This window comes from Dyadobacter sp. CY323 (assembly GCF_021390245.1).
Classification (GTDB): domain Bacteria; phylum Bacteroidota; class Bacteroidia; order Cytophagales; family Spirosomataceae; genus Dyadobacter.
Genome location: NZ_JAJUXH010000020.1, coordinates 29,005 through 44,235 on the forward strand (window position 1 = coordinate 29,005; position 15,231 = coordinate 44,235).

General features: G+C 43.2%; 21 protein-coding genes and 1 tRNA gene. 17 read left to right on the forward strand and 5 right to left on the reverse strand.

Annotated elements, in window-relative coordinates:
• Positions 1–24: 24 nt before the first annotated feature.
• Positions 25–246, reverse strand: a complete 222-nt coding sequence (locus tag LZG72_RS23300) for a VF530 family DNA-binding protein (protein WP_233877540.1) — start codon at positions 244–246, stop codon at positions 25–27.
• A gap of 94 nt (positions 247–340) precedes the next feature.
• On the opposite strand from LZG72_RS23300, the gene LZG72_RS23305 reads away from it, so the two are divergent.
• From LZG72_RS23305 to LZG72_RS23335, 7 genes are all read left to right on the forward strand, one after another.
• Positions 341–1,324, forward strand: coding sequence for a Gfo/Idh/MocA family protein (locus tag LZG72_RS23305; RefSeq protein ID WP_233877541.1), 984 nt, complete (start codon positions 341–343; stop codon positions 1,322–1,324).
• A gap of 381 nt (positions 1,325–1,705) precedes the next feature.
• Entirely contained in the window at positions 1,706–2,551 is an 846-nt protein-coding gene (locus tag LZG72_RS23310) for a methylated-DNA--[protein]-cysteine S-methyltransferase (RefSeq protein WP_233877542.1), read from the forward strand.
• Positions 2,552–2,710: 159 nt separating this feature from the next.
• Positions 2,711–3,316, forward strand: coding sequence for a hypothetical protein (locus tag LZG72_RS23315; protein ID WP_233877543.1), 606 nt, complete (start codon positions 2,711–2,713; stop codon positions 3,314–3,316).
• 46 nt (positions 3,317–3,362) lie between these two features.
• Positions 3,363–4,301: a hypothetical protein gene (locus tag LZG72_RS23320; RefSeq protein WP_233877544.1), complete on the forward strand. Its 939-nt coding sequence runs from the start codon at positions 3,363–3,365 to the stop codon at positions 4,299–4,301.
• 5 nt (positions 4,302–4,306) lie between these two features.
• Positions 4,307–5,275 carry a tRNA (adenosine(37)-N6)-dimethylallyltransferase MiaA gene (gene miaA / locus LZG72_RS23325; protein ID WP_233877545.1) on the forward strand — a complete coding sequence of 323 codons (969 nt, stop codon included), beginning with the start codon at positions 4,307–4,309 and terminating at the stop codon, positions 5,273–5,275.
• A gap of 31 nt (positions 5,276–5,306) precedes the next feature.
• On the forward strand, positions 5,307–5,759 hold the full coding sequence (locus tag LZG72_RS23330; RefSeq protein WP_233877546.1) for a hypothetical protein: 453 nt from the start codon (positions 5,307–5,309) through the stop codon (positions 5,757–5,759).
• A gap of 261 nt (positions 5,760–6,020) precedes the next feature.
• Positions 6,021–7,304 (forward strand): citrate synthase, encoded by a 1,284-nt coding sequence (locus tag LZG72_RS23335; protein ID WP_233877547.1) that lies wholly within the window; start codon positions 6,021–6,023, stop codon positions 7,302–7,304.
• Positions 7,305–7,407: 103 nt separating this feature from the next.
• Here LZG72_RS23335 and pdxH read toward each other — a convergent pair whose 3' ends face one another.
• Positions 7,408–8,049: a pyridoxamine 5'-phosphate oxidase gene (pdxH, locus tag LZG72_RS23340; RefSeq protein WP_233877548.1), complete on the reverse strand. Its 642-nt coding sequence runs from the start codon at positions 8,047–8,049 to the stop codon at positions 7,408–7,410.
• 106 nt (positions 8,050–8,155) lie between these two features.
• Here pdxH and LZG72_RS23345 point away from each other — a divergent pair, with 106 nt between their 5' ends.
• Both LZG72_RS23345 and LZG72_RS23350 read left to right on the forward strand, forming a co-directional pair.
• Positions 8,156–10,057 (forward strand): DUF349 domain-containing protein, encoded by a 1,902-nt coding sequence (locus LZG72_RS23345; RefSeq protein ID WP_233877549.1) that lies wholly within the window; start codon positions 8,156–8,158, stop codon positions 10,055–10,057.
• A gap of 113 nt (positions 10,058–10,170) precedes the next feature.
• Positions 10,171–10,243 (forward strand) — tRNA-Thr (locus LZG72_RS23350).
• Positions 10,244–10,370: 127 nt separating this feature from the next.
• Here the strand turns inward: LZG72_RS23350 and LZG72_RS23355 are convergent.
• On the reverse strand, positions 10,371–10,640 hold the full coding sequence (locus tag LZG72_RS23355; protein ID WP_233877550.1) for a hypothetical protein: 270 nt from the start codon (positions 10,638–10,640) through the stop codon (positions 10,371–10,373).
• Between the two features lie 301 nt (positions 10,641–10,941).
• Between LZG72_RS23355 and LZG72_RS23360 the strand changes: the two genes are divergently transcribed.
• Positions 10,942–11,331: an AlpA family transcriptional regulator gene (locus tag LZG72_RS23360; RefSeq protein ID WP_233877551.1), complete on the forward strand. Its 390-nt coding sequence runs from the start codon at positions 10,942–10,944 to the stop codon at positions 11,329–11,331.
• Positions 11,332–11,336: 5 nt separating this feature from the next.
• On the opposite strand, the gene LZG72_RS23365 is transcribed toward LZG72_RS23360, so the two are convergent.
• Positions 11,337–11,507 carry a hypothetical protein gene (locus LZG72_RS23365; RefSeq protein WP_233877552.1) on the reverse strand — a complete coding sequence of 57 codons (171 nt, stop codon included), beginning with the start codon at positions 11,505–11,507 and terminating at the stop codon, positions 11,337–11,339.
• A 34-nt stretch (positions 11,508–11,541) separates the two neighbouring features.
• Positions 11,542–12,621: a helix-turn-helix domain-containing protein gene (locus LZG72_RS23370; RefSeq protein ID WP_233877553.1), complete on the reverse strand. Its 1,080-nt coding sequence runs from the start codon at positions 12,619–12,621 to the stop codon at positions 11,542–11,544.
• A 165-nt stretch (positions 12,622–12,786) separates the two neighbouring features.
• Between LZG72_RS23370 and LZG72_RS23375 the strand changes: the two genes are divergently transcribed.
• The 7 genes from LZG72_RS23375 to LZG72_RS23405 all read left to right on the forward strand — a co-directional run bounded on the left by LZG72_RS23375 (position 12,787) and on the right by LZG72_RS23405 (position 15,222).
• Entirely contained in the window at positions 12,787–13,011 is a 225-nt protein-coding gene (locus tag LZG72_RS23375; RefSeq protein WP_233877554.1) for a hypothetical protein, read from the forward strand.
• Positions 13,008–13,343: a hypothetical protein gene (locus tag LZG72_RS23380; protein WP_233877555.1), complete on the forward strand. Its 336-nt coding sequence runs from the start codon at positions 13,008–13,010 to the stop codon at positions 13,341–13,343. The genes LZG72_RS23375 and LZG72_RS23380 overlap by 4 nt, the downstream gene beginning before the upstream one ends.
• Before the next feature lie 64 nt (positions 13,344–13,407).
• Positions 13,408–13,998, forward strand: a complete 591-nt coding sequence (locus LZG72_RS23385; RefSeq protein ID WP_233877556.1) for a hypothetical protein — start codon at positions 13,408–13,410, stop codon at positions 13,996–13,998.
• Between the two features lie 33 nt (positions 13,999–14,031).
• A complete protein-coding gene (locus tag LZG72_RS23390; RefSeq protein WP_233877557.1) occupies positions 14,032–14,313 on the forward strand; it encodes a helix-turn-helix domain-containing protein in 282 nt (93 codons plus the stop codon).
• Positions 14,314–14,344: 31 nt separating this feature from the next.
• Positions 14,345–14,677 (forward strand): hypothetical protein, encoded by a 333-nt coding sequence (locus LZG72_RS23395; RefSeq protein ID WP_233877558.1) that lies wholly within the window; start codon positions 14,345–14,347, stop codon positions 14,675–14,677.
• 10 nt (positions 14,678–14,687) lie between these two features.
• The gene (locus tag LZG72_RS23400) at positions 14,688–14,882 is read left to right on the forward strand and encodes a hypothetical protein (RefSeq protein ID WP_233877559.1); all 195 of its coding nucleotides are present in this window, start codon (positions 14,688–14,690) and stop codon (positions 14,880–14,882) included.
• 37 nt (positions 14,883–14,919) lie between these two features.
• The gene (locus LZG72_RS23405; RefSeq protein ID WP_233877560.1) at positions 14,920–15,222 is read left to right on the forward strand and encodes a hypothetical protein; all 303 of its coding nucleotides are present in this window, start codon (positions 14,920–14,922) and stop codon (positions 15,220–15,222) included.
• Positions 15,223–15,231: the final 9 nt, after the last annotated feature.

Sequence of the window (15,231 nt, forward strand, 5' to 3'; positions counted from 1 at the left end):
GTTCAAATCGTTTTTGTAATATAGCTATTTCCGTTCTTGCATCTTAAGATAAAGATCTTCTACTTTCTTCCTGGCCCAGGGAGTTTTTCTCAGAAATTTGAGACTGGATTTCACACTTGGCTCATACTGAAAGCTGTTGATGTTTACATGATAACCCAGTTGCTCCCAGCCATAATAGTCCACCAGTTCGTTAATAATGCTTTCCAATGTTTTTCCGTGCAGCGGATTATTGGGTTGAGATTCCATATTTGGGTTAAAAAGTTGCTTTTCGTTTAAAGTAGATTTCCTGCAATAAATAATTATTATGCTGATTGTTTAGTTCAAATCTTACCTTCTTATCATGGATCAAATAAAATGGGGAATTATCGGCTGTGGAAATGTGACCGAAGTAAAAAGTGGTCCTGCATTCAACCGGGTTGAAAATTCCAGTCTGGTTGCTGTCATGCGCAGGGATGCGGAGCTGGCAGCGGACTATGCATCGCGTCACAATGTGCCGAAATGGTACTCTGATGCCGATGAGCTGATCAATGATCCGGATGTGAATGCCATTTACATTGCAACCCCGCCCGATGCGCATGAAGGACTGGCGTTCAAAGCAATGGCGGCAGGCAAACCTGTTTATATCGAAAAACCAATGGCTCGTAATGCGGCGGAATGCGATCGCATTAATGCCGAAAGCAAACGCACGGGGATCCCTGTTTTTGTTGCTTATTACCGTCGCTCGCTGGATTATTTCTTAAAAGTGAAAGAACTGATCGATAGTAATGCAATCGGCGATTTGCGTTTTGTCGACATTTGCCTGCAATGGCAGCCTTATGATGAGGAAGTTGGCGAAAATCCAAAACCGCGCTGGCGTGTAAATCCGGAAATTTCAGGTGGCGGCCATTTCCATGATCTTGCTTCGCATCAGTTCGATTTCCTTGAATATGTCTTCGGTCCTGTTAAGTTTGCGCACGGAATAGCGCGGAACCAGGCCGGGCTTTATGAAGCCGACGACATTGTAGTGGCTCATTTTGAATTTGAATCGGGCATTTTAGGAAAAGGAAGTTGGTGTTATACCGTCAATAAAGAGCAGCGGGAAGATCAGGCGCAAATTGTGGGATCGAAAGGCCGCATTACTTTTTCGTTTTTTGAAAAATTCGACATCAAACTTGAAACAGAAAACGGAACGGAGGTTTTCAATATTCCTTATCCTAAACATGTGCAAGAACCATTAATTGGCCATATTGTGAAGGAACTGAGAGGAGAGGGTAAAAGCCCGAGTTCGGGTGATACAGGTGCGAGGGCAAACCTGATCATGGACTGGATCACGCAGGGCCAATAATCCGGCACTTTTGAATACAATTTTTCTTACTATTTCAGTTATTTAGAAACGTTAACTTAAAAAATCAACGAAGTCATGGCAAAGGGCAAAAATCTTGACAAAGGAAGTACCAAAAAGGAGCCGGAAAAGAACCTGAAAGAAAAACGGGCAGAGAAAAAGGCGAAAAAAGACAGCAAAAAGGATTATTGATCCGATAGTGAGAGCTCCCCAAAGGAGCTCTTTACGTTAGTAGATTTCCCGGTTAGTCTTATATTTCGCAAGCCGTTTTTTCGAGCGGATGATTTTTGAATGGATCTTAGTTTATGGCGATGTTATTGAGCAAGTTTCAGGTTGAAGAACATCGGAATGCAGGCCAAATTTGTAAACCAAAAAACCAAGCAAATGGACCAGCAAACTTATAATTACGAGAAAATTGCCAAAGCGATCGAATTCATCGTCGCCAATGCAAAGGAACAACCTTCGCTTTTTGACGTCGCTGAGGAAGTAAGTATCAGCCAGTTTCACTTTCAGCGCGTGTTTACTGAATGGGCTGGCGTGAGCCCGAAGAAATTTCTCCAGTACATCACCGCAGGCTACCTCAAAGACAAGATCCGGGAATCTTCCAATCTCGTGGAGCTGGCTGAATCGGCCGGGCTTTCCAGCCAAAGTAGGGTCTACGATCATTTTATGGCCATTGAAGCAGTGACGCCCCAGGAATTCAAGACGTCCGGGAAAGGTTTGGAAATCAGTTATGGTTTTCACAAAACCCCTTTCGGGGATTGTTTTCTTGCAGTTACGGAACGAGGAATATGCGCAATGGCGTTCGTCGACGAAGCCACCCGGGACGATCAGTTGATCCAGCTCGCAAAGAAATGGCATTATGCTTCGATCTCACCAGATCAGAACATTACCGAAAATTACATTGGCCGTATTTTTCAGCCTGAGAAAAAATCATTGGAAAAACTGCCACTGCTCGTTCAGGGGACGAATTTTCAGTTGAAAGTGTGGGAAGCACTACTCAGCATTCCAAAAGGGGCGGTTACTACTTATCAGCAAATTGCGCAAAGTATCGGTAACCCGGGCGCTGTTCGCGCCGTTGGAACCGCCGTGGGCGACAACCCGATCGCCTACCTGATACCCTGCCACCGGGTGATCCGCAAGGAAGGTGTTTTGGGAGAGTACCGCTGGGGCAGCCTCCGCAAAAAAGCACTGATCGGTTGGGAGGCAGCACGTCACAATGAGGAATAATTTGCACAGCAATAATTAGAATAAAATAGTATAATGGAAATGTGGTGCAAGTCACAAACCATTGATATATAGTTGATCAAGGGTTTTACGTAATTCAACTATTCCCCGATGGACTGATATTGGAAAGTGGTCAGGTATTAACCATTTAAAGTATCAGACATGAAAAACAAATCACTACGTTCGCTTGCAATAGCAGCGTTCATTTTGACACTTAGTACGGCATCTTATGCCCAATTTTCGTTAGGTCTTCAGGGAGGTATCGCAAAGTCCAATGTGGAAGATTCGAAAACTGTGGCAGGTGGTGGTGTCAATTTGAGAGTATTCACTTCTCCCCAGTTTGCATTTGGTATTGCCGGTAAAATCTACGCGGACGGCAGCGATTACCGGGTTGCAGGACAGACATTGAGCACAACCGGGACGCTGACACCGGTGACCGGTACATTGGATTACTTCTTTGCGACCGGCGCGATCCGCCCGTATGTGGGTGGTGACGCAGGTGTATATTTTTCAAAATACGATGCGAAATTCAATGGAAATACAATTCTTGAATCATCGAAACACAGCAATTTCGGGGCAGCGCCACGTGCGGGTCTGGTCTTTGCTTTCGGCAATCTGGGGATCCAGGTGGAAGGTATTTACCATTTTGTATTCGGAAATAAGAACCATGCTTCCACGACCGGATCGGCAAGTAATGTCGATTTTGAATCTACCTCGAACTTTGGCGGTGTGAACGTTGGGGTCATCTTTGGCCTTGGGGGTAAATAAGGTTTTTGTTCCTAGAAATTGAAAACGCGTCAAACGGCGCGTTTTTTTGTTGTTCTGTTTTTCCGAAATTGCCCTGCTAATCCAAAATCTGCCATTGAAAGTTGCATTGACATTTCCCGAAGAAGTTGCCGAATGGCTTGTTTCGGCAGGATATCAGTGCGTAATCCGGGAATTTGAAGTAACATTTTGTTCCTGCATTCAAATTGAAAAAAATGGCGGGATCTTGATGCAGCTCGCACTCGTTTCCATTCATTCCTGGCGACAATCGGGTTCTTTTGCTGAACTGGAAATATGCTTTCAACATGTTCACGAGCAGCGTCATGCGGGCAATAAATGCGTGTTGATCTGGGAAGATTATTGGTTAAGGTCGAAAGAAATCGTCAAATCAAGATTGCATGCGATGATGGGCATCTCGCAAAAGATCCCGGGGAGACTTACTTTGGCGCGGCGCATTGATAAAGAAATCGCAGCAGCATTTTTAGAAAAAAATCATTTGAATGGTTCCGTAAATACAAAATTCAGGTTTGGATTGTTTTTGCCAAAACGTTATTTCCGGGTTCTGGACAAAGATTTTGAGCTAAATATGGAATCAGAGGAATTGCTTGTTGCGGTTGCGATATTCAGTTATCCAAGGATTTTTCAGAAAGAAAATAAGCCATTTAAATCCTTCGAACTGATCCGGTTTGGGAGCTTGCTGCAAACGAATGTGGTCGGCGGACTTGACAAATTGCTGCATGCATTCATCCATGACCGGGAGCCTGACGACATTATGACTTACGCTGACCTTGACTGGTCCGATGGTGCCGGGTATGCAAAATTAGGTTTCGAAAATCGTGGTTTAAAACCTCCTCAGGCATTTTATCTGAATCCCAAAACGATGTCGAGATTGTCAAAAGGCGTGAATGCGGAGAAATTTCCGGATGAAACAAGCATTGAGATATTTAATATGGGAAGCATTAAATATGTTGGATATCAACGGTTTTGAATCACATGTCAGACTTGTCAAAACCACCTTTACTTATAATTCTCGGCCCGACTGCTTCGGGAAAAACGAAGCTTGCTACGCAGGTAGCCCGTGCAGTGCACGGGGAAATTCTGAGTGCGGATTCGCGGCAGATCTACCGGGACATGGATATCGGTACGGGAAAAGATCTGGGCGAATATTTTGTGAATGGGCATCAGATACCTTATCATTTGATCAATATCCGGGAAGCCGGCGAGCAATATAATGTAAGCGATTTTCACCACGATTTTGCAAATGCGTATGAGCAGATTGCGGCGAACGGGACCATTCCGATCGTTTGTGGCGGAACCGGATTTTACATTTATTCTTTACTGAAAGGTCACGCCTTCGCATCCGTTCCGGTCGATGAAGTGTTGAGAAAGGAACTGGAAATTCTTCCGACTCCTGAAATTTTGAGTCGATTTAATGCCACTGAGTCCGCTTATCACGCCTTTGCGGACATTTCTACGAGGAAGCGGCTGATCAGAGCTGTTGAGATTGCGGAATTTCTAAAGAATACTCCGGATCAGCCATTTCAACCCGAATCGCGGGACATACAGTATCCTGCCATTCTTTTTGGACTGCAACCACTGGTGGAAGTCCGGCGCGAGCGGATCAGCAAACGATTGCAGGAAAGGCTGAATCATGGGCTGGTCGAAGAGGTGGGGAAACTTCTTGAAAATGGGTTGACGCCGGAGCAGTTGATTTATTATGGGCTTGAATATAAATACATTACCCAGTATCTGACAGGTGAATCGACTTATGATTTTATGATCACCAAACTTGAAACTGAAATCCATCGCTATGCAAAAAGGCAAATGACTTTTTTCCGGAAAATGGAAAAAGACGGACTGACGATCAACTGGCTGGAAGACGGCTGGAATGATGATCGCAAAATTCAGTTCATCACGGAGCGGTATTGGGAATTTAAAAACAATTTGGCGGGTATAGAGTAAGAGTACCTAATCGAAAACGACGTCGTAATAAATGAACAGAAAATTAAGCAGCATTTTACTGCTGCTTGTGTTAAGCGTAACAGACGCCTATTTGCTGGCGCACCCCAATCTGATCGGCAAAATCGGGGTTCTGGTTTATAAGCATAGCTATATCCGTAATTTTCCGCGGGCTCTGCTCACGGTTTCGTTGGTGGTCGGCATTTCGATTTTAATCTGCGAGCTGATTTTCAGGTTCTCAAAGCGAAAGAACGCGATGATTGGTTATCTGATTCTGGCTGCGGTGGCGATCGGGTGGTTTATGTATGTGTACATCACTTTTTCAAGCTTCGCGTATCGCATCACCGGAAAGGCATTTATCTACGGTGCGCACCTGCTCCCGGTGATCCTGATGGGCGTTTACAGTCGGTATTTGGTCAAAAGATTTTTGCTGAAAGAGCGGGTTGACGAGACTTTTGAGGGTGGTAAAGTGCCGGAAAAAAAATAGTATTATAAAACCTTCTTATTGTGAAAGAATATTGTTCAGGTGTGGCATTTTCACAAATAAAACATGCATAATAATAGAAAGTACACGCTTTTTTTAGGATATTGCGGCTTGTGTCGGCTCGAAAAATGGTTAATTCGGGCCAGATTAACACAAAATTAATTTGCCGGATAAGTAAATCAGTAAGAGGAAAAATCTTTGAATTGAATTGACCTGATTTGCTCCGGCTAGTCATTTAACCTTTTTTAATTTATTCTTAATTGTATGTCCCAAATAGCTGAATTGACCCTTGATGGTAAAAAGTATGAGTTCCCCATTATTGAAGGAAGTGAACAGGAAAAGGCGATAGATATTGCAAAATTACGCGACCAGACAGGGTATATTACCATTGATGCTGGCTACAAAAATACCGGTGCTACGAAAAGCGCGATCACGTTTCTGGATGGCGAAGAGGGGATCTTAAATTACAGGGGATATTCGATTGAGGATTTAGCTGAAAAAGCGTCATTTCTGGAAGTTGCCTATTTGTTAATCTACGGCGAGCTTCCTACCGAAAAGCAATTTGCGACATTTGAGCACGAAATACGGACGCATACTTTGGTTAATGAGGATATGCGCAAAATCTTCGAAGGATTTCCGGTAAATGCGCATCCGATGGGCGTCCTGTCCTCGCTGGTAAGTGCGATGAGCTCGTTTTACCCGGATACTGCTGAGTCGAATACAGAAGAAGTGATACAATTACACATCATCCGCTTGCTTTCGAAGCTGCCGACCATTGCTACCTGGTCTTACAAAAAATCTCAGGGGCATCCGGTAAATTATCCTCAGAACGACCTGGATTATTGCTCGAACTTCCTGAATATGATGTTCTCGTTGCCGGTTTCGAAATATAATGTGGATCCGGTTGTTTCAGCTGCATTAAATAAACTGTTGATCCTGCATGCCGATCACGAGCAAAACTGTTCGACTTCGACGGTCAGGCTGGTCGGTTCGTCACACGCCAATATTTACTCGTCCATTTCTTCCGGGATCAGCGCTTTATGGGGCCCACTTCACGGCGGTGCCAATCAGGAAGTAATTGAAATGCTGGAAGCCATTAAGAACGATGGTGGTGATACGCAGAAATACATTGATATGGCAAAAGACAAAAGCAGCGGATTCCGCCTGTTTGGATTTGGCCACCGCGTTTATAAAAACTTTGACCCACGCGCAAGGATCATCAAAAAAGCGGCTGACGATGTTCTTAACAAACTGGGGATCAACGATCCGGTTCTTGAAATCGCCCAGCGTCTTGAAAAAGCTGCATTGGAGGATGAATATTTCGTACAACGTAAATTGTATCCGAATGTCGATTTTTACTCAGGTATCATTTATCGTGCATTAGGTATCCCAACTAATATGTTTACCGTGATGTTTGCAATAGGCCGTCTGCCGGGCTGGATCGCGCAATGGAAAGAAATGCGTACGAACAAAGAACCGATCGGCCGTCCGCGTCAGGTATATGTTGGAGCGCCGAAACGGGATTTTGTTTCGATGAGTGAGAGGTAAATTTGTCACCCTGAGCGCAGTCTCTCTTTGTCACCCTGAGCGCAGTCGAAGGGCGTTACTCCCCCAGATAACGCCTTCGACTCCGCTCAGGGTGACAACTTTTTTAAGGGGATAGCCTTTCTATTTTCCAATTTCCATCCTCATCTTTCGAATAAACCAGCCGGTCGTGTAGCCGGCTCGGGCGGCCTTGCCAGAATTCGATGTAGTCCGGGATCACCCGGTAACCGCCCCAGTGAGGAGGTCTTGGCACTTCTCCACCTTCAAATTTATCTTCAAATGCCCAGGTTTTTTCTTCCAGAAACCGCCGGTTGGGAATAACTTCGCTTTGATCGGAAACCCATGCCCCTATCTGGCTTCCCCGTGGACGTACTGCAAAGTATTCGGCTGATTCAGAATCGGAGGTCTTAGTTACACGACCCTCGATCCTGACCTGGCGCTCAAACTCTTTCCAAAAGAATGTGAGTGCAACTTGCGGGTTCCCCGCGATGCTTTCTCCTTTTTTGCTTTGATAATTTGTAAAAAAGGAAAAGCCTGTGTCGTCAAGGTCTTTCAGAAGCACGACTCGTGCCGATGGCCGGCCGCCGGAGACCGTAGCGAGTACCATGGCATTGGGTTCCGAAATACCCGAGTCGATGATTTCCTGAAACCATAACCGGAACTGTTTGAGAGGGTCGGGGTTCAAATCGTCTTCATGAAGTCCTTTTAACTGATAATCATGCCTTATTTTTGCAATATTATGGTCCATCAGGTACTAATAAGTGTAATGTTGGGAAGCCAAAAGTAGCCATTTCACTGGAAAGATTATTAGATTTGTAATCCAGAGAATGCGTACTTACGAAACAAGAATCACGATGGCACAAGAACAACAAGAAGGGGTCAAAAGCGAAGAGCAGGAAGACCTGGAACAAAAAGCGGTCGACACCCTTGAAATTGATCTTAATAACGAGTTGACGGAAGAGCATGAGGAAGAAACGCCGGATGTAGATTATACTCAATTGTCAAAGGAACAGTTGGTTAACTTGTTAGAAAACGAACTTGCCTCCATTCAAAAAGAGGGTCTGAAGCCTGCTACGCTCAAAAAAGCAGAGACTGCTGCAAAGGAGATTCGTCCGGTCCTGGATCAGTTGAAATTGAAGGATAGGGAAGCTGCCTTGAAAGCATTTATCGCTGATACGGGCGGTGAAGAAGGTTTTGAATATAAATACGATGCCGAAACGCAAAAAATAGATTCGCTTAGCCGCGAGATCCGTGGTTTGAAAAATTCGTTTTATCAGAGCCAGGAGAAGGAAAAGGAAAAGAATTTTAATGTTAAAACAGCTCTTTTGCAACGTCTGCGTGTGTTGCTGGATAATGAAGGGCGCGAAACGGATGCCTCGGGTGTCAAATCGAGCTGGGAGGAGTTTAAAAAGATCCAGGACGAGTGGAAACAGGCGGGAAATATTGCTTCACCGCACAACGGAACGCTCTGGGCGACTTACAATGCATTGATCGACCGTTATTTCAGCAACCGGAACATTTACTTCGAACTGAAAGAACTCGACAGACGCCGTAATTCCGAATTGAAAGCAGAATTATGTGCGAAAGTGGAGGAGCTTGGTAAATCGCTGGAAACCAGACCTATGACCAAGGAGATCCTGAATGAAGCTAATCACATTTTTGAAGATTACAAGCATTTGGGTCCGGCTCCGAAAGAGGATCAGGAAAAGCTTTGGCAGCGTTTCAAAGAGGCGATGGACGTTCTTTATAATGCGCAACGCGGCCAGTTTGCAGAGCAGAAAAAATCAATGCAGGAAAATTTTGAACAAAAGCTACAGATCTATGAAGCGATTGTTCCTTTTACAACTTATAACTCGGGAAGCATTAAGGAATGGAATGCCAAAACAAAAGAAATCATGGCATTTCAGGATCAGTGGGTAGCATTAAAAGGCATTATGCCACGTGAAGAAGGCAAGGATCTGAGCAAGAAATTCTGGGCTGCGCTGAAAACGTTCTTTAACAACAAAGGCGAGTTTTTCCGTCAGCTGGAGTCGAAGCGCGAGCAGAATCTCGAATTGAAAACAGAACTATGCACGGAGGCAGAAAGCATTCTGGCTACCGGTGAGGACAATCCGTCTACGACTCAAAAAGTGATTGAGCTGCAGAAAAAATGGAAAGGCATTGGTCAGGTTCCGGAGAAATATAAAGACACCATTTACGATCGTTTCAAAAAAGCATGTGACGCATATTTTGATCAGAAACGTTCGAAAAACAAAGAGGTGGAGGAAGAGTTTGAGGTAAACCTTAAACGCAAAACAGATCTGATTACACGGATCGAGGATGCTGCAAAGAGTAAAGATGAATCTTCACTGAACCTGCTCGGCGCATTTAAAACCGAATGGGCGTCTATCGGGTTTGTGCCAAAGAAAGACATGCAGGCGATCCAGAAACGGTACATTGCTGCGATCAATACATATGTGAGCGCCATCGGCCAGCTTTCTACTAAAGAAAAGGAACAGGCGGTATTGGAAAGCGAAGTGGAATTGGTGCGCGACGGTGAAAGCAGCCGCAACCTTTACAGAAAGGAAAGCGATATCAGACGGAAGGTGACGCAGCTGGAAAATGACATCGCATTGTGGCAGAACAATATTGAATTTTTCGCGAAGTCCAAAACTTCCGATCGTTTGAAGGCAGAGTTTGAAAGAAAGATAAATAGTGCCCTGAATCAGTTGGATGAACTTAAACACCAACTGACTATTATTCAGGAGGCTATCTAAAATGATGAAAAAAGATCAGAAAAAATACTTTGAATGGTTTGCATTGTATAGTCCTTCCTACTACTTTTGCACCATGATAACGGAATAACAAACGGTATCAGGAATTAAAAAAGGCCTCCATAGCTCAGCTGGTAGAGCAACTGACTTGTAATCAGTAGGTCGTTGGTTCGATCCCGACTGGGGGCTCTTGAAAATCAAAGGGTTAGCTAATTTAGCTAACCCTTTTTTCTTTATATCACGATGAATTTCACGATGATAGGATACTTAATAGGACTTGATAGAACTTATTAAAACGCAGAGCAGAGGGTAAATTCTAAACCTCGCGCTTGAATGGTCGCAATTGATCAACTGCATCTATCAGGTGATTTATATTTTCAGGGGTTTCGCTCTCGGCAAACTTTTTCATCAAATTCCAAATGGCAGTTCGGATCAAAGTCAATCGGCCGTGTTCTTCTTTATCCCGAAGATCATAACTCGCTTTTGGCGTTTGGAACGAGTCGAGATCATCCATATCATATTGTGCCAGGATCGCTATTGCTGCCTGGCAATTCAACTCTTTCACTCTATCGACAAATTTTGACATATTGGTTTTGTTGAATGTGTACAGGTGGATGATACTATAAACCACAGTATCTTTTTGCGATGTACACGCGCTTGTCAGTGCTGGGGTCAATGTAAAAGCACTTTCCAAGCTTGGTTTTATAGTACATATTCCCATTAACTCTCGTTCCAGTTGGTATTGCCCTTTTTAATGGGTCATTTGGTTCGCAGGATAGGAGAAAGGTAATTAAGGCGAGGTAGAATAGTATCTTCATGCAATCAACGCGGTTGGTTATTAATTTTGAAAGATTGGTTATCCTCATATTCTTAATCAAAAGCAAAACATGACAAAACATCTAACCATTGTCGATCCGGAAACGATGGATGAATTATTCGCTGCGATCAAGGATCTTCGCTTAATTTGCGACGGTCTCTCAAAGATCGCGCCGTCACTGCATGGTAATTCCGAATCCGTGGGCCGACATCAAGTAAAAAAAATGATCACTTTGGATGAGCTAGTCGAATACACTGGATATTCGAAAAAATACATTTATAACCTAACCGCCAAGGCATTGATTCCTCATTACAAGCCTATTGGTAACAAGTTATTTTTTAATATTGAGGAAATCGAAGCCTGGCTTAGCAAAAACCGCGTCAAGACCCTGGATGAGATCGATCGAGAGGTGGAAGATTATGTAATGAAGAACCCTTTTGGAAGCAAGCGCAAAAGATAAAGAGATCAACCTCGATTGCCCTGTGAACGCTGGTAATTTTTAAGTTCGTCATCTAGATCTTTTTCAGAATCTTCTTTTTTTACGTAATTGTTTAATTGTCTTTCTAGGTCAAATACACGTTCAGTCAGGTCGGCTATTTGACTTTTCATTTCGGCAATAATTTGTTCGATTTCCATAATTGTTCGTTTTTTATTGGTTGATAGTTTTAAACTATATACTTCTCTGATCCACTTTTATTATGCTGTAAATCTCCTGAATATCGTCAAGTTTGATTGTGACATCCGGGTATGAAGTCTTATGAGGGTTAAGAAATGAGCATTTAATTGTTTCATTTCCAACATCGTATTCTGCGATCGAAGCGGGAAAGATAGATTCGTTAGAATGGACGATGAAATTCATTATTTTGAAAAGCCCGAGGCCTTTTTTCCAGTATTTGGGTTCGAAACGTCTCCCAGTCACAATATCCCCATCACAGATCGCCTTTCTAGATCCATCGTCCATTGCGTCACCGGTACATTCAAATGATCGATGGACTCCAAAATTTAGAGATTCTACGACCACTGCATGTTTTGGTAATTTGTCAAAATAAGAGAGATATTCCCATTGCATAAAATATTCGTTGAACTCATATGATTCAACGAATGGCGTTATAAGGAGATACCGGTCTTCTCCGAGATGTCTGAACTCTGTCCCGTCTTCTCGCTTTATTATTTCAAGTGCATCTGTGTCTTGAAGTGAAGGTATTTCTTTCCCATTTGAAAATTTTCGGCTCCTCTCTATGTCTTCAATTGCTTCCGATCGACTCGACGTTGCCCTAGTATCATTAAAGATTGGGATATTTCCGCCAACAAAAAGCCAGTTTGCATTTACGTCTGGAAAGGCACTCAATATCTTGATTGCGGTCGAGTGTTTACCCAATTCCGCTCCATGTAATAGAGCACTTAACGTACTACGACTAATTCCTGTCTTTCTTGAGAACTCATACAACGTTAATCGCTTTTTAGTTAGAAGGTGATTAAGTCGATCTGCAAACCTGTTTTTTTCTTCATCGCTTTCTATCACTTCATCGTCCACATCTCCGTAGATTGGCCCCTCACCTGTTCTAAGCCATTTCGAACTAACACTTAACGCTTTGGCAATGAGGATGATAGAAGTAATCGATGGTGTAGATAAGTCACGAATAATCCGACTTAGGGTTGATTCCGATAGTCCTGACATTTTGGATAACGAATAGGCAGTTACTTTGTTACCTGCCATCAATTCGCTGATTCTTGATCCAATTGTATTCATTAGTTTAGATTGATTCTAAATTTTTAAGGTCGGTAAAATACTTACACGCAAGTATTGCACAAGTAGTTGAAGCAAGTATATATTTGTATCAACTTAACTGTTAACACAAGTAAAAATACTAAGTTATACGCAAATGTAAGTAAAAGGTTATTAAACGGTACTACCATGCAAGATTTAAAAACAGACTACGCAATTTCCAGAGAAAACAGGGAACGTGAAATTTACGAAGAGTTCCAAATGCTTTGTGCCAAGCCAGGTGCAATGAAAGTGAAGGTATCTCAAGTACTTTGTAAAAAGCACAACGTTAAATCTGTAAATACCATTGCCAATATCCGTAAGAGGGTTGAGAGTAGATTGTACCGGGAATTCATAGCCATTTCCCAACCATGAAATCATCTACAAAAGCAATCCACCAGTGCGATCACTGCGGTAAACATTACCTCGTCAAGTTTGCGTGCGAAAAGCACGAACAGTTTTGCCCGAGAAAAGCCGAGAATTTTACACCCTGCTTTACGTGCAAACATCTGATCAAATCAGAGATCATAGTGGGAGACGGTCGAAGTTCAAGAGCGTATACCTGTGACAAAATGGGGGTAGGTGTTTACCCTCCGAAAGCTGTGCGGGTAGGAGTTATTGATAAGTATCCGGATCAATTTAAGGATCACATTCAAATGCCTTTCAACTGCACGGTCCAGGAACCAGCGACCGAACCAGCCTTCTAGAGTATTACCTAATTCTTTTCTAACCATTCACCGGATTTCCACCAAAATCCTAAACGGGAAAACTATGTCCAGTAAAATAAAAAAAGCAAAGCTGACAGCTTATGAAAAGCAGCTAATTAACGACTACGAAGTTGCTCTCTACTCTCCAATTGAAGCCAGCGCCATCACAATCGAAAGGATATTGAAAGAGGTCGAAGCCTCCGATAACGTCCACCTGAAAATGAAGGTCAACAAAGTTTTAATTCGATTCCACCAAGAAACGATTGACGATTGCGCCCGGAGATATAAAATGTTGCCGGAAGGATCGGACATGTCTGAGCAAGACTATGAACGTTTGTTTGCAGCCCGAGAGGTTGTCTTCCTAAAATTAGCTGAAAACTTCCGGCTGGACGGGTCATTTACCGAAATTGATAAGAATAGTGACGTTTATATGTCGTTCGTTGAGCTTGCCGACGAGTTGCCAGATGTCAACGAGGTTGTGCTCTGCAAAAATATATGTGCGTCTTCCGGGGAAGATGGCTACTTCGGTCATTACAAGAGTTTCCATCCAACCTATGGGGTGAGGTTGATCAATGAAGGAGGATCGGTTTTCCTAAGTTTTGCATGTCTTCAATCACTCGTTTTCAATTTCGAACATCACAAGATCAACGGATAACATCAACCAAAGTTCAACCTGCATAATACATATATGGATAATCCATTTGACACAATTCTATCCCGCCTTGACCGGTTTGAAGCCAAAATTGACGCTGCTATTAAAGAAAAGTTCGACAAAAATGGCGTAGATACCGAAGAGTATTTCACAGTAACGAAAACGGCCGCATTCCTGGACTGCTCGGAGCCGCATGTGTACGAATTAAAAAAGCGGATTCCTCATATCATAAGAGGTGCCCGACTTTATTTCAAGAAAACGGACCTCGTGAGATATTTAGAATCTGGCCGGGTCGGCCCCAATAAAAGTCGCATTTAACCTAATCTTCAACCTTAATCAAATGTTCACTATGAGAGCTCAGAAAACAAACAAGGCTGTCACAGATGCTAAGGCATTTTGGAGGAGTGCACCTGACCAATCTCGCTACCCGGAGTCACGTCAACCAATCGGATTTAAGCCTACTGGTCAAAATTTAGAAGAACAGGAGATACCCACTTCAAACCGATCACATGAGATGGCTGATGTGTTAAGCCATCAGGCCACCTTCAATTCAATCGTTCTTCAAGTTGCAACAATTTATTTTGAGAAACGGGCAAACAACGGTTACCTGGATGGTCTTAACCGAGAGCTTCTCGAGAAAATGGACAAGATTTATGTGAAATACTTTGATAAAATCATTTAACCCTTCGAACATGAAAGAAAAGCAATTACAGGCTGAGATCAAGGATCTTAAAGCCCAAATTGAGCGACTGCAAGCCGAAAAATCATTTGAAGCGAAATTAAAGAATCAGGCCTGGTTTTTCATCAACCAAAGCCGCACCGGCAGAGAGTTTGATCAATATAAGCTGCGTCACCCTGTCCAGCGGCCATCGCTAGTGAAATATTAATTGCCCCTTACTACCAAATCTCATAAAAGGCCGACCGATGAAATTCGACTACAAAAAGTATGCTGCCTGGAAGCAGTCGCGAAAGAACAAGATCGCTCGCTTAAATCCAGTGTGGGGAATCGAGGGAGAACTAGCGTTTGTGTTTGTGGCTGACACATTGGAGTGTAATGGGAATAAGCCAATCAAGATGAAGCATAACCCCGACTTTAAGCATTTGTGGCGTCCAGATATCACAAAAAAGTTTTTTAGTGATTGCATAAGCCACGAATTGCTTTGTTCGGACGGGGATACTATTTGGCTTGCCGCCGATATCGTAAACCCTTTTTCGAAAGCTCAATAATCTATCCCC